General features: G+C 33.6%; 10 protein-coding genes. 1 reads left to right on the plus strand and 9 read right to left on the minus strand.

Annotation, left to right across the window (positions count from 1 at the left end):
• Nucleotides 1-578: 578 nt before the first annotated feature.
• The 4 genes from ACT3CE_RS14835 to prfA form a co-directional block, all read right to left on the minus strand.
• Nucleotides 579-1,613 carry a potassium channel family protein gene (locus tag ACT3CE_RS14835; protein WP_444710553.1) on the minus strand — a complete coding sequence of 345 codons (1,035 nt, stop codon included), beginning with the start codon at nt 1,611-1,613 and terminating at the stop codon, nt 579-581.
• Between the two features lie 66 nt (nt 1,614-1,679).
• Nucleotides 1,680-2,969: a DUF2851 family protein gene (locus tag ACT3CE_RS14840; RefSeq protein ID WP_444710554.1), complete on the minus strand. Its 1,290-nt coding sequence runs from the start codon at nt 2,967-2,969 to the stop codon at nt 1,680-1,682.
• Between the two features lie 109 nt (nt 2,970-3,078).
• On the minus strand, nt 3,079-3,906 hold the full coding sequence (pyrF, locus tag ACT3CE_RS14845) for an orotidine-5'-phosphate decarboxylase (RefSeq protein ID WP_444710555.1): 828 nt from the start codon (nt 3,904-3,906) through the stop codon (nt 3,079-3,081).
• 59 nt (nt 3,907-3,965) lie between these two features.
• Nucleotides 3,966-5,051: a peptide chain release factor 1 gene (prfA, locus tag ACT3CE_RS14850; protein ID WP_444710556.1), complete on the minus strand. Its 1,086-nt coding sequence runs from the start codon at nt 5,049-5,051 to the stop codon at nt 3,966-3,968.
• Between the two features lie 451 nt (nt 5,052-5,502).
• On the opposite strand from prfA, the gene ACT3CE_RS14855 reads away from it, so the two are divergent.
• Complete coding sequence (locus ACT3CE_RS14855) at nt 5,503-5,829, plus strand: hypothetical protein (RefSeq protein WP_444710557.1); 327 nt, start codon at nt 5,503-5,505, stop codon at nt 5,827-5,829.
• Nucleotides 5,830-5,891: 62 nt separating this feature from the next.
• Here the strand turns inward: ACT3CE_RS14855 and ACT3CE_RS14860 are convergent, their stop codons facing one another.
• From ACT3CE_RS14860 to ACT3CE_RS14880, 5 genes are all read right to left on the minus strand, one after another.
• Nucleotides 5,892-7,061, minus strand: coding sequence for an AIR synthase related protein (locus tag ACT3CE_RS14860; RefSeq protein WP_444710558.1), 1,170 nt, complete (start codon nt 7,059-7,061; stop codon nt 5,892-5,894).
• A gap of 69 nt (nt 7,062-7,130) precedes the next feature.
• Nucleotides 7,131-9,488, minus strand: coding sequence for a PorE family type IX secretion system protein (gene porE, locus ACT3CE_RS14865; RefSeq protein ID WP_444710559.1), 2,358 nt, complete (start codon nt 9,486-9,488; stop codon nt 7,131-7,133).
• A gap of 221 nt (nt 9,489-9,709) precedes the next feature.
• Complete coding sequence (locus ACT3CE_RS14870; protein WP_444710560.1) at nt 9,710-11,899, minus strand: glutamine synthetase III family protein; 2,190 nt, start codon at nt 11,897-11,899, stop codon at nt 9,710-9,712.
• A gap of 256 nt (nt 11,900-12,155) precedes the next feature.
• Entirely contained in the window at nt 12,156-13,250 is a 1,095-nt protein-coding gene (locus ACT3CE_RS14875) for a hypothetical protein (RefSeq protein ID WP_444710561.1), read from the minus strand.
• Between the two features lie 18 nt (nt 13,251-13,268).
• A complete protein-coding gene (locus ACT3CE_RS14880; RefSeq protein WP_444710562.1) occupies nt 13,269-14,453 on the minus strand; it encodes a metallophosphoesterase in 1,185 nt (394 codons plus the stop codon).
• Nucleotides 14,454-15,166 lie beyond the last annotated feature (713 nt).

Below are 15,166 nucleotides of genomic sequence, written 5' to 3' on the forward strand. Positions count from 1 at the left end.
TTTAAATCCTAATAAAATCTAAAAAAATTTTAAAAAGATTTTTCGAAGACTAAACTCCCCTTTTAACACCCCAGAATCTCTCTCTATTTCCTACTAATCCCTCCGGATTAGCGGCTGCAAAGATAAATACTTTTTGTTCTATCCTGCAAATGTTTTTTAATCTTTTTTTTTGAACTGAAAATCTTATTAAAGCCTCATAAATACTAGTACTCCACAAGATTTCTTTGCCCTAAAAGCGGCTGCAAAGATAAAGAATTTATTTCTACATCTCCAAACCTAAAATTAAAAAATATCAAAAAAAAATTTAAAAACTGGATGTTTAGTAGGTGTAAACAATCAAATAAAAAAAGATTCCTACGTCCACCCTACCACTGCCTATAAAATACTACTAAACAACCATTTTATAAATCCACTCTCCGTTGAAAGTGGCTGCAAATATAATAGTTCAAATAGCAATTCTCCAAATATTTTATCGATAAAATTGAAACAAAAAATATAAACACCTGATATATAGCAATAAAAAATCACAATATAATTGTGATTTAAATTTATACTATATTTTCATCTTCAGGAAAACATCAATTTCCCCTTTGAAGAAGTTTTTTAAGCCTCACTATTTGTTCTTTACTTCCCAGAACAAAAAGATGGTAATTATCTTTAAGTACCAATTCTGGAGCAGGATTATACACATAAGCTCCTTCATCATTTTTTAATCCAATGATATTAGCACCAGATCTATTTCTTACACTTAACTCTTTTATCGATTTACCTATAAAGCACCCTGCCAATCCATGACAACTAACCTCTTCTAACTTTACACCCTCTGAAGATTGCAATAGTATATTATCTAAAAATTCTATGACATCAGGCTGAGCCACAAGCTTTGCCATTTGTTGTCCCCCCAAACGATCGGGCATTATCACATTATCTGCTCCAGCTCTTTTAAGCTTGTGATCGGATTGACTATTTGAAGATCTGGAAATAATTCGTAATTCTGGATTCATTTCCCTTGCCGTTAACACTACGTAAACATTTTCTGCATCATTGGGAATTGCAGTAATTAGTGCGGAAGCTTTAGAAATATTCGCCATATCCAAAACCTCCTCCTGGGTAGCATCCCCCTGAATAAAATACAAATCGGGAAACATTCGAACTCGATCAATAGCAGTTTCTTTTGAATCAACAACAACTACTTTCTCGCCATGGTCCATTAGTTCGAGACTTGCTTGCTTACCATTACGACCAAAGCCACATACAATTACATGACCAGTTAATTTATCTATTTTTTTCACAATTCTGTAATCTTTTAAATTTCGACGAAAAACACCATCTAAAATAAAACGTGTTATGGCAGATGCCATATACCCAAAAATTCCAAAGCTTATAAAAATTAGGAATATGGTAAATAATTTTCCTGCATCAGACAGAGCATGTACCTCTTTAAAACCTACAGTAGAGATCGTTATCACAGTCATATAAAGTGCATCGATCCAATTGTAAGCTTCATCCAAAAACATGTAACCCATAGTACCTGTAAATACAGCAAGAGCCATAAAAGACAGAGCAATACTAACAGTGCGTATATTTTCTTCCCAAAGTTTCTGTTTATTCATAAAAAAGAGTCAATAATAATCTAAGATAATCAATATCCATAAACGACCTAACAGCAACAATAAATTTTACGTTATATTAGTACCTGTAAGCCCTGCGCGTATTATTCTATTTCCAAATTCACATTGCAAACACTTAAATTTATCGCAATAATTTGATTTTAGTTGCAATAAAGACTGGGAATCAAATGCTGATTTTATTTCCACACCACAATCTTTCCATTTATTTACAACCGAATTATTTTCAGCTGGCATTTGATCGAGGAGATCAAGAGCTTTATCCTTAACTTCAGAACCCCCATTAATTTCGCCATATACAAACATAAGGGGAACAACAGAATTTATAATTATTCCATCGACTGCTGAAGAACCTAATTTTTTATGACGGAATATGGATTCTTTACCAAACTGATAATGATTATGCCAATATGCAGAAGTTTCGACATTGAAAATTTCTTTAATCTTAGGATAATCAGCAGCCTTAATTATTTTAGCGCACAATGAGTTAGTTTTAAACATTAAAGATGCCAATTGTGCAATTCGAATAGTTGGAAAATTAGCTGGGCGCAAACGCAACCACTTCCATCGACTTTCGGGTATTGGAGATAAATTATACTTCACAGCCAAAAATTTATACTCTCTACATAAATTTTTAAAATACGAATCTTCACAATTCAAATTAAGCATTCCTGCCTGACCAAACAGCAAAGCCTCTATTTGTAGAAGAGAATTTTTCTGCCGAGATAAAATATTAATTGGTATCGACTGAGCCAATTGCTGAAACGGATCTGAATTAACTTTCATTCCAAAATAACGCGCCAAAAGCTGATAAAAAGTTTCTTCCCAAGAAAATGAATTTTGTTTTAAAATCTCTTTAATTTCTTTTGATTTTCTTTCTAAACGCTCAATCATCATTCTTTGCAACCAATTTCGAACAAAAAAGCGATCGACCGAATTGATATCATCAAAGCAAGGAATCCATTTTTGAGAATTCATTAAAGAGTTATAGGTTGCAAGTAAAGCATAATCAAAATCTAACTTTAAACTTGGTAGTACACGAGCATTATTAAGTATTACATCGCCATTATCTTCATAAATCACATGAAGAATTACATTGTCATAGGCTTCATCATTGTGATGCTTATGAGCATACCAATAAGATGACTTTATATGAATTTCAACATTTCCAGCCCAAAGGATATCATTAATTTTAATTCTGGCATCGAAAAAATCGGGGCCAGCATCAAAATTCTGTCTACCAACTTCCAATATTTCTATCACATCACCTTGAGTAGAAAAAATATTCTCATCTTTAAACAAACGAGATTTCCATATAAATTGTAAAAAGTCCTCGGTCATATAACAGACATTTTATCGTCATCCCGAATTTAACAATTTACTAGTCAATAGACAATAAAAAAGCGGTTAATAAAAGATAACCGCTCTTATTTTTATATTGTACAAATACTTAAATTACAGACTTTTCTTTTAAAAGGCTTTCCATTTCTAATTGAAGTTCTTTAGATTTCTCCCCTGCTACTTTAGCAAAATTTTCAGAAGTATCGGCAAAAATAATTCCGCGAGAAGAATTTACAAGCAAACCACACGACTCGTTCATTCCATATTTAGCAACCTCCTGAAGACTTCCTCCCTGAGCACCAACTCCGGGAACCAATAAAAAATGTTTTGGAGCAATTTTTCGTATATCACCCAGCATTTCGGCCTTGGTAGCTCCTACCACATACATCATATTATTCTGAGTTCCCCATTCTTGTGATTTTTCCAATACCTTCTCGAACATTTTCTGCTCACCTTCCTGAAAAAACTGGAAATCGAATGCCCCTTTATTGGAGGTTAGCGCAAGTAATATTACCCATTTGTTATCATACTCAAGAAATGGAGTTACTGAATCCTGTCCCATATAAGGTGCAACAGTAATTGAATCGAAGGGCATATTTTCTAAAAAAGCACTAGCATACATTTTAGATGTATTTCCAATATCGCCACGCTTAGCATCGGCAATTAGAAAAATATCGGGATACTTTTCTTTAATGTAATTCACAGTATTCTCAAGGCTTAACCAGCCAGCTGCACCTCTGCACTCATAAAATGCAATATTTGGTTTGTAAGCAACCGTATATTCTGCGGTGGCATCAACAATTGCTTTATTGAATTCGAAAACTGGATCTTCAGAATTCATAAGATGCGAAGGTATTTTTTTCACATCACTATCTAAACCTACACAAAGAAAACTTTTTTTCTTTTTAATTTGCTCGAATAATGCCTGATAGTTCATTTTTTGGTTGTTTACTAGTTAATACAAAAAAGGCAGTGGGAATACCACTGCCAATATCTTTATAAACCACTTTCTTTAAGTCGTTCTGCATTTTCTTCAATTTGAAGTTTGTCGATAATCTCCTGAATATCTCCATCCATAACAGCCGACAAATTGTATAAGGTAAGATTAATACGGTGATCGGTAACTCGCCCTTGCGGATAGTTATACGTTCGAATCTTTGCAGACCTGTCACCTGTAGAAACCATAGTCTTACGTTTCGATGAAATCTCATCCAAATATTTTTGATGCTCCATTGCATAAATACGCGAACGAAGTTCAATCATTGCTTTAGCAAGATTTTTAAGCTGCGATTTCTGATCCTGACAAGTAACAACAATATTTGTTGGAATGTGAGTTAATCGAATAGCCGAATATGTAGTATTTACCGACTGTCCTCCAGGACCTGACGAACAGTAAGTATCCTTACGAATATCACTCTCCTTTACGTCAATATCAAACTCTTCAGCTTCTGGCAATACCGCAACAGAAGCAGCACTTGTATGCACACGCCCCTGAGTTTCGGTTTGTGGCACACGCTGAACACGATGAACTCCCGACTCATATTTTAAGATACCATAAACCCCGTCACCAGTAACATTCATTACAATTTCCTTGTAACCACCCGAAGTTCCCTCACTAAAGCTTGATACAGAAATTTTCCAACCTCTGGCTTCACAGAATTTGGTATACATTCTTGCCAAATCACCGGCAAAAATACTAGCCTCATCGCCACCAGTACCACCACGAATCTCAAGAATTGCATTTTTAGAATCTTCAGGATCGGCAGGAACCAAAAGAAGCTTAATTTCCTGTTCCATTTCGGGAAGCTTAACTTCTAGCTCATCTAATTCCATTTTTGCCATTTCACGCAGCTCCTCATCCGACTCATTTGCTATGATATCTTTTGATTCTGCTATTGTGTCGACAGCATTTTTATACGCTTTTGCTGCTTCGGTTACTAGTTCCAGCTCTTTATATTCTTTGCTTAACTTTACAAAGCGTTTCATATCTCCCATCATTTCGGGATCGGTAATTAACTGTCCGACTTCCTTAAACCTGATGAAGACACCTTCTAATTTATCTAGGATCAAATTATTGCTCATGTTACAATATTCTAAATTTTGCACAAAATTAGAAAAATAAAACCACATTATAAGACAAAGCTTTTGATTTAATCAAAATAGCAAATCAAATGCGAAAATATATCTAAAAAGAACAGACTTTATATATGCTTTTTATTTAACAATTAAAAGCCCATTTAAACTCCTTAAGATAGCAAAATAATCAACGAATTTATTTTGATTTTAAATAGAGAAAATAATTACAGTAAGACTTTACTTTTTCAATTAGACTGGTTAATTTTAATAGGAAATAAATGCTAATAGTTTAATCAAACAATTTCATAAAACGAATCATCTAAATCAGAAATTGTTTGATTAAAAACTACAACATTACAGTAAATAATTTTGCATTTATTTATTTTTCATTCCAATTATTTTGGGCTGAAATATTGTCTTGTTATCAAACTAAGTTTAATTGCTTAAAACTAAGCTTATGGTAAAAGTCATAATCCCTAGAAAAGAAGATCAATTATTGGGTTTATTGGGAAAGATTAATGAAAGACACGAATCCAATAAAAAAAGGAGTCTTTTAAATGGAGCTGTAGACATGGATCGACTAGTCGAAAAATCTAATAAAATCAGAAATCTTAAAGATCTGGAATCAGCGAAAAACAATGAGTTTAAAACAGCTAATAATTTAAAAAAGAATGATTTAAAGTTTATTTCAAAAGAAATCAGAAGCATCAGAAATTTATTGCTATGCATTTACCCCGATGAGCCTATGGTAATTAAAGAATGGGGATTTGAAATTAGTGAATAATACTATGTAAAAAATGCCATTTGATTTCAAATGGCATTTTTTTATTTATCGGGTTTGCTTGTTTAGTAAACAAACTCACCAAATTCGCTTTGCACAGTCAGTTTTTTCCCCTGATTAGCTTCGCAGCGCCCAACAATTTTAGCATCTACATCAAATTCTTTTGAGATTGCGATAATATCATTGGCAATTTCCTGTGGAACATACAGTTCAAATCTATGCCCCATATTAAATACCTTATACATTTCATCCCAAGATGTTCCACTTTGCTCTTTAATTAACTGAAACAAAGGAGGAACTTCGAACATATTGTCTTTTACTATGTGCAAATTATCAACAAAATTCAACACTTTTGTTTGCGCTCCCCCTGAACAGTGTATCATACCATGAATTTGGGGTCTATATTTATCTAAAATCTTCTTAACGATAGGCGCGTAAGTTCTGGTAGCCGAGAGTACTAATTTACCAGCATCAATATCAACACCATCTACTTTATCAGTTAGCTTACAATTACCAGAGTAAACTAAATCTTCGGGCACTGAATTATCGTAACTTTCCGGATATTTTTGCGACAAATATTTTGAGAATACATCGTGACGAGCTGAGGTTAATCCGTTAGAACCCATTCCTCCATTATATTCTGTTTCGTAGCTTGCTTTTCCTGATGAAGATAAACCTACAATTACATCGCCGGCCTGAATTTTCTCGTTGGTAATTACATCTTCGCGTTTCATGCGACAAGTAACGGTAGAATCTACAATAATGGTTCTTACCAAATCGCCAACATCTGCAGTTTCGCCACCTGTTGCATGAATAGTAACGCCAAGTTTTGCATACTCGGCAAGAAGTTCTTCAGTTCCATTAATAATTTGCGAAATAACCTCTCCCGGAATCAGATTTTTATTCCTGCCAATTGTCGATGACAAAAGAATATTATCAACCGCACCCACACACAACAGATCGTCAAGATTCATAATTAGAGCATCCTGTGCAATACCTTTCCAAACCGACAAATCGCCAGTTTCTTTCCAGTACATGTATGCGAGCGATGATTTTGTTCCAGCACCGTCGGCATGCATAATATTACAATATTCCGAATCGCCTGTAAGGTAATCGGGAACTACTTTACAAAAGGCATTGGGGAACAATCCTTTATCGAGATTCTTAATGGCATTGTGAACATCTTCCTTGGAAGCCGAAACGCCTCTTAGATTGTATCTTTCGTCTTTTCTCATGGTTGTTTAGAATAAAAAGGTAAAAGTAGAAGATATTTCTGCTCCTTAATCTGTATTAAAATACGATTTCTACTTCTTCAATTTTTTAGCTTCGGCAAAGGTAATCTTTTTCCCATTATTGTATGCGATTACAAATGCTTTAATTCCTTTCTTGTTAATGATTTTAGCTTTGGCATTTGCCTTTTCAAGATCATCAAAAATTCCAGTTGTATAGCGAGTTGTTGTATCATTAATTTTTGCACGGAAAACAACTTCAAATTGTTGAACCTCTACAGGAACCGATTTTTTATCAAAAGCACCTATCTGCACTGTATAAAATACACCTTCGACCTTATTTAAATCCTGAATTAAAGTATTTCCAATTCTTCCAGATTCAGATCCGGGTTTTACTTTAGAATTTGGTCCTGGCATATAATCGGTAGATAAAACTTTAAATTCTGTTCTACGATTTAACTGGTTGGCTATTTCTTTTTGTTTGGAATTTAATTTTTCGATTCTGCTTTCGGTTAAAATATCATCAATCTTTAAGAAATTGTGTTCCTTAGCAATTGCTGCAGTAATTTTTCTAGGCTGCGATTCGCCATATCCTTGTGCCACTAATCGATCCCAATAAATTCCTTTGTCAATTAAATAATCCACTACCGACTGTGCTCTTTTTTGAGATATCTCCTTATTTGTTGATTTACTACCCACAAAATCGGAATGCGAACCTAATTCAATTGTAATTTTTGGATTATCATTAAGTGTTTCCACTAATCCATCGAGTGCCTCTTTAGATTCTTCCCTTAAACTCCAGCTTCCAAAATCATAAAAAATATTGGGCAGTTCAATTGGCTTTTCAATTGGCTTTAAGCCGATAATAGATTTAAAATTCCGACTTAAGTCTATATTTAATGTATTCACCAACTCTTTACCATTTAAATAGCCTTTATTCGATACCATTGCGATATACTCTAAATCGGGCTTAAGTTCGAAAAAGAATTTCCCTTCTTTATCTGTTCTAACAATGCTTTGTTCGCCATCTGAAGAAACCAGATTAATTTTTGCCTTTTCGACTGGTTTTTTAGTCTCTGAATCGATCACTTGCCCCGAAAAAGTAAACTGCAAAGGCACATAATCAAATCGATAAATGTTATCGTCTCCTTTTCGGCGTGAGGAAGTAAACATTCCTTTTTCGAGTTTTTCCTGAAAATGAATCGCAAAATCGTCGGCTGTAGAATTAATTGGATATTTCATATTATCAACCAGCCAAACTCCATTTTCATTTCGCTGAGCCTGATAAATATCCAAACCACCCATTCCTCCTTCTCTGTCGGAAGCAAAGTAAAGCATTCCATTATTACGAATATAAGGGAAAAGCTCATCAGAAGGAGTATTTATCGGCTTACCCAAATTTTGAGCTTGGCTCCAACCACTACCACTTTTTTTGCTCATCCAAATATCATTACCACCATATCCACCAGGCATATCAGAAATAAAATACATAATTGTACCATCTCCCGAAATTGATGGATGTCCTGCCGATATTGAATCGGGCACTAATGTTTGAAGAGCTGTCCGCCCCCATTCACCATTATTTCTTTGTACCGCATAAATTTTAGTTCCCTGATAATCTTTATTAATTTTTTTTGAGGATGTGAAATACATAATATCACCATCGCTGGTAAAACAAGAAGCACCTTCGTTCATTTCGGTATTAATTGTATCTCCAATTCCTTCGGGCTTACTCCATTGATATGTATCGGTAATTATTTTTCTGGTTTTTGCTTTTCGGCCTTTCTTTTTTCTGCTTTTTCTAACTACTTCGTTCGAATAGTGCGACTGGTAAATATTTGTATAATACTCTCCTGTTACTCCATCTTTTTTGGGTCTGTCTTTGTATTTTCTATTTGAGGTAAAAAATACAACATTTGTATCTTTACCCATATAAACGGGTGCAAAATCGCTACTTGAGGAATTATAATCTTTTAAAAGCTGTACTTTATATCTTCCAGGAAACTCCTGCCAATAAGAAATTCTCTTGAGTATTTTCCCGGCATCATCTGTCTCTTTCATTTCGGGTTTAAGATCCAAATATTCCCAAAAATTTTCTTCAGCCTCTTCCAATTTACCATTTTTCACTTCGGCATAAGCTAAATTTCTTACGGCATCGGCAAAAGTATCTCTGTTCATAATCGCTTTACGATACCATGAAGCAGCCTTACGTGGCTCATTAATTTTATCAAAACAAGATGCACTTTTAAAGGCAATTCCACCCTTTTGATATTTATCTTTTTGCTTTTTATATCCCTTTTTATACATTGCCTGAGCATGATAATACCTACCAGACAGAACCATTTTATCGCCTCGGTTCACATACGATTTAGAAGAACAAGATATTAAAATTCCGATACTACATAGAATACCGGCAAAAGGAAGAAGTTTCATGTGTTTACATTTTCATATTAAGATCACAGAAGTTGTCATTTTATTCTTTTAACAGTTGTAAGAATATAAAGACTCATTTCATCTGTAGATTTTAAAATTTATATCGTATTACAAAGTATAAAAATAAATATTTTATTCGATAGGAATATCAATATTAATACAAAAATAAAAGGATGCTCATTTTCATGAACATCCTTTTGCTATAAATATTATTGTCTGAATTAATTATTAAATAATAACTCACGGTATTTTGGTAATGGCCACATTTCATTATCAACGACCAATTCTAGTTTGTCAATGTGGTAACGAATATCATCAAGGTAAGGACGAACTTTTTCATCGTAAGCAAAAGCCATTTCGTGACCATCCTTAATTACATTACATTTTTTACGAGCATCAACCATTCCTTTAACTTTAGCTTTAATAGCAGAAATGTGTCCAGAAATTTCTCTAATTAGACCTTTACGTGCAGCTGCAAGTTGCTCAAACTCTTCAGGACTAAAAATATCTCTTAATCCTTGTACATTTTGAATTAATTTAGTTTGGTAAGCTACTGCAGTTGGAACAATGTGGTTAATTGCTAAATCACCAAGAACACGCGCTTCGATCTGAACTTTCATGGTAAATTTTTCCATTTCCACTTCAACACGAGCTTCAAGTTCTTTCTCGGTCATTACTCCACTTTCGATCATTGATCTTTTAGCTGGAGCATCTAAATATTTAGTTAATGATTCTGGTACACTTGTAATATTTGTTAAACCTCTTTTCTTAGCTTCGATAACCCATGCACCTGAATAACCATCTCCATTAAAACGGATAGACTCACACTCAAGAATCAATTTCTTAAGGACCTGAAAAATCGCCTCATCTTTTTTTATTCCTTCATTTATCAAACGATCAACAGATTTTTTAAAATCTTTTAACTGAACAGCCATAGCTGCATTTAATGCAGTCATTGCGGCAGCATTATTTACCGAAGATCCTACGGCACGGAACTCAAAACGATTACCTGTAAATGCAAAAGGCGAAGTACGGTTACGATCGGTATTATCTAAGATAATTTCAGGGATACGTCCAATACCTAATTTCAAAGCAGTTTTCTCGTCTGGAGTCATTTTCTTTTCTCCAACTTCATCAACAATTTTCTTTAACATTTTTGAAACTTCATCGCCCAAGAATACAGAAACAATTGATGGAGGCGCTTCGTTTGCACCTAAACGGTGACTATTAGAAGCGGTAAGAATAGAGGCACGCAAAAGATCCTGATTTTTGTATACAGCCATTAATGTATTAACAACAAAAGTAAGGAACTGCATATTTCCTTTTGGATTTTTCCCCGGAGCCATTAATACAACACCTGTATCGGTGCTTAACGACCAGTTGTTGTGTTTTCCTGATCCATTAACACCTGCATAAGGTTTTTCATGGAAAAGAACACGGAACTTATGGTGACGAGCTACTTTCTTCATCACATCCATAATCAACTGATTGTGATCATTTGCAAGGTTAGCCTCTTCGTAAATAGGAGCTAACTCGAACTGAGAAGGAGCAACCTCATTGTGACGTGTTTTAACAGGAATACCAAGTTTATGACTTTCCAATTCCAGCTCCATCATAAATCTTGTTACACGCTCTGGAATAGATCCAAAATAGTGATCATCTAATTGTTGATCTTTAGATGAAGAGTGTCCCATAAGTGTACGACCTGTTAATGCAAGATCAGGACGAGCTTTAAACAATGCTTCATCGACAAGAAAATATTCTTGTTCCCAACCTAAGTTAGCATTTACTTTAGTTACATTTTTATCGAAATACTGACAAACATCAACAGCAGCCTCATCGACAGCAGCCAATGCTTTTAGTAATGGAGTTTTATAATCAAGAGCCTCTCCTGTATAGGAAATAAATACCGTAGGAATACAAAGAGTAGTTCCAACGATAAAAGCAGGAGACGAAACATCCCATGCAGTATAACCACGAGCCTCGAAAGTCTGGCGAATACCTCCCGATGGGAAAGATGATGCATCAGGTTCTTGCTGAGCAAGTAGTTTCCCTGAAAAATTTTCAATCATATTACCACCATCACCATAATCAATAAAGCCATCATGTTTCTCTGCAGTTCCATCGGTTAAAGGCTGAAACCAGTGAGTATAATGAGTTGCTCCTTTTTCTATGGCCCAGGATTTCATTCCCAATGCAATACCATCTGACATTTTTCTATCGATAGTTCCACCTTTTTGGTTTGCAGCCATAACAGCTTTAAAAGCATCCTTTGAAAGGTACTTTCTCATGGATTCTACATTAAACACCAAATCTCCATAGTAATCGGTAACCTTATTTGAAGGAAATGATACTGAGACAGGCTTTCTTGATAGCAATTCGCTTAACGCGTTAAATCTAATGGTGGCCATAAAATAAAAATTTAGTTAATAGTTGATGCAATTTGATTTTTTAAGGGGTACTCAGTAAAAAAGTTATGTATTTTTCACTCAACACCCCCTTAATTATTGCCCTACAAAAATGAATAAAAAAATTAACTTTCACAAAACGAACCCATATTTTTTTTGGGATATCATTAAAAAAAATCGATAAAAACAAAGGAAAACCCTTGATTTTTATCGATTGCGATAACTTTTTTGTGTTTTTTAATAAAATACCTACTTTTTTTTAAGTACCTGAAGGAATTTTACTTGATTTTCTCAATATTTCATTTCTAATATCCTTTTTTGAGTTAATTAGATGATAAAATTCATCGATATAACTTACTAGCTTATTTCTATTTTCCGGATTTAAATATTGACAAGTTGTAATTTTCTCGAGAAATATATTTCTCAGCTCTTTAAATTCCATAAAAGCATTCTCTAATTCCTCACGACTCCATTGCATCCCCTTATATTGTCGTTTGTACTTTGCATCAGGATCAATTTTAGGAGAAAGAGTAAAGTAGGAATGATTAATAATTCCAGACCAATCAAAATCATATGGCACAGCTACAGGTATGCTATGTTTATCAACAGATATCACATCTATATTATGCAGTCTAGTTACATCCCAATCGGCATTTCCTATCATTAGCTGAAACAGCGAAAGCATAACCATAGACTTCCTATCAACATCATATTGTTTTATATTCTTAAAATTTAAAATAGTTTTTCCATTTCGGGTAGCAACATCATCTTTATCTTCTAAAAAGAAACCATATTTAACCAAAGTGTCATTTGTATTGGTCTCAATAAATGTTGTTTGAGTTAATCGAACCCGATAACTATGATCCGTTATAACATTATACATTTTATAAATAAGGTACTCTTCAATTGTATGCTGATCGTAATTTTTTATTTGCGATTGACAGTGACTTACATATTTTAATCTATTTTGTCCTTCAAATACGGTTCCTTTAGCTATAGAAACTGGAATTTTAAATCGTAAAGGTGGAAAATTGCAATTTTGTTTTCGGAGTCTGAAATTACCTCTTGTTTTAATCTTTACATTTAAATGAACCCACTTTTCCTTTTCTAAGTTCTGTACTTTTAAAGTACAGTCATGGTATGATCTTTCCTGGTCAATATCATTAATCAAACCCAATAAATCACCTTTTATTTCAATTTTAATAAGCTGATCGCTACTAAACATGGGTAAACTTAAGAGACTATCACGATTTTTTATTTTTGTTGCAAAAACTGTACATACTAAAAGTAAAAAAAGTATAGTAGAAAAACCTTTCTTAAATTTTGTGGCTAAACTAAGTGTATTTACAAACATATCTATTTGATATTGAAGTTATTGGATTAACTCTTTACTACCATCAGTAAAACAGCGGTAAAAACGACTATTTTCAACTAATAATACCTGAGGCTTTATATCCTTATATCCCATTGGTACATTTATGGCTCCGATTCTATTATCATGCAAAAACCGTATTGATTCCACTTCGGTGTGCCCAATAAAAATTTTATTTATTTTAAAATAACTTAATACTGTATTCAATTCCTGATTACTTATGATTGAGTAATTTCTTGTTTTCATTAAATACCCGCGATACCAAAGAGGATTTTCCGGGAAATAAATTGTTTTTAGTAGTTCCTCTCTTGTTTTTTCATTGGTTGAATTTAAACTCTCTCTTATGTCCTTATTAATTTTCTCGAGCGATAAATTCCTCTTCACCAAATCGGGCGACAAACCTCCATGAACAAATAACAGATCGTTTATTTTAACTACCGAATTTAATGAACGCAACCATTTGCCAAGTTCTGTATCAGAATTAAAAAATCGAGGGTAATTAATCATCAATTTTTTACACATTTGCTTGTATTTTGGTGCCACATATCTGGAATCGTCCATTAACACCATAACTTCATGATTTCCCAACAGCAAATGCAGTCTTCCTTTATTTTCTTTAGCTTGTCTTTGCAATTTCTTTATTAGGTAGAGACACTCGGTAACTTTATCTCCTCTATCGAAGATATCACCAATGAAAACAAGATGACCATCGCCCCACGACCAATTTAAATCTTCATCAATAACAGCATTATTCTTTAAAAGCTTAACCATAGTATCATACTCTCCATGAACATCACCTATTGCAATTATTTTTTTAACCTCTTTAAATTCGGCTTTCTGAACCGGATAATTGTTTTTTCGAAGCCAATATCGATTCGAATCTCCTTTTAATCCTTTTACCAGAATGGAATCGCTTTTTATTTTTATCTTCTTTTCACGAATTGCTATGGTATTTCCTTTTTGCTTATGATCTATATATTGAAGCTTAACAAATCTTGAGTCGATCCATAAAAAATGTGGTCCATCGGTGTAATCAGGCAAGTTTATATCATTAATATTTCCTCTAAATACTTTATCGTACTTAGAAAAAGCACCAGAATTCAATTTTTCATTTTGAGCATACAATGTGGCAGTTGCTCCAATTATCGAAAAAAGAAAAATATAAAATCTTACATATATATTCATGAGTTTACTTTTTTATGACAGGACCGACCTAAATGTACCATTTAATTAGAATCATACGAATATACAATAAGAAACATATACTTGCCTCACTCCTTTATCTCCTAGGAATCAAAGAAAACACCAAATTAAGCAGATCTCTTAAAATCAAAAAAACTAAGCGCTAAAACAATCTATTTAAATGCACGCTATTACTATCCGAATACACGCTTACGAGCAACACAGTCTCTTTTAATATACAAAAATACTAACCAATATGCACAAAAAAACAGGAGCCCTTTCGAACTCCTGCTACACTACTACAATGTACCTGAATTAATATCCAGGATTTTGCTTTTAAAAAAAACTTAGCGCTCTTTAATTAAAAAGACATTCGAAACATCACGTTCTCCATTTATATAAGAAGGTTTATTCATCAATACTTGATTAAATCATAGCAGATGAACCTCCTCCATGAAAATTCAATACTTCATCACACCCTAATTTTTAAAGATATTTCCCTAGTTCTCTTAATTTCATCCCCATACTAAAATTTGGTTGACAACCATCTACAACAAGTATATAAAAATTATTGTTTTTGTTATCGATACCTATCGCAGTTTCGCGAATATCTATCTCTTTAAAAACCTTTACGAGTTAATCCTTCTCTATTTTGAAATGTGTAATTCTTCTTTCATTTTGGATTAACCTTGGTAAACCTCCAATCATAAATTGTG

It is taken from the genome of Marinifilum sp. RC60d5 (assembly GCF_052400665.1).
GTDB lineage: Bacteria > Bacteroidota > Bacteroidia > Bacteroidales > Marinifilaceae > JBQTGK01.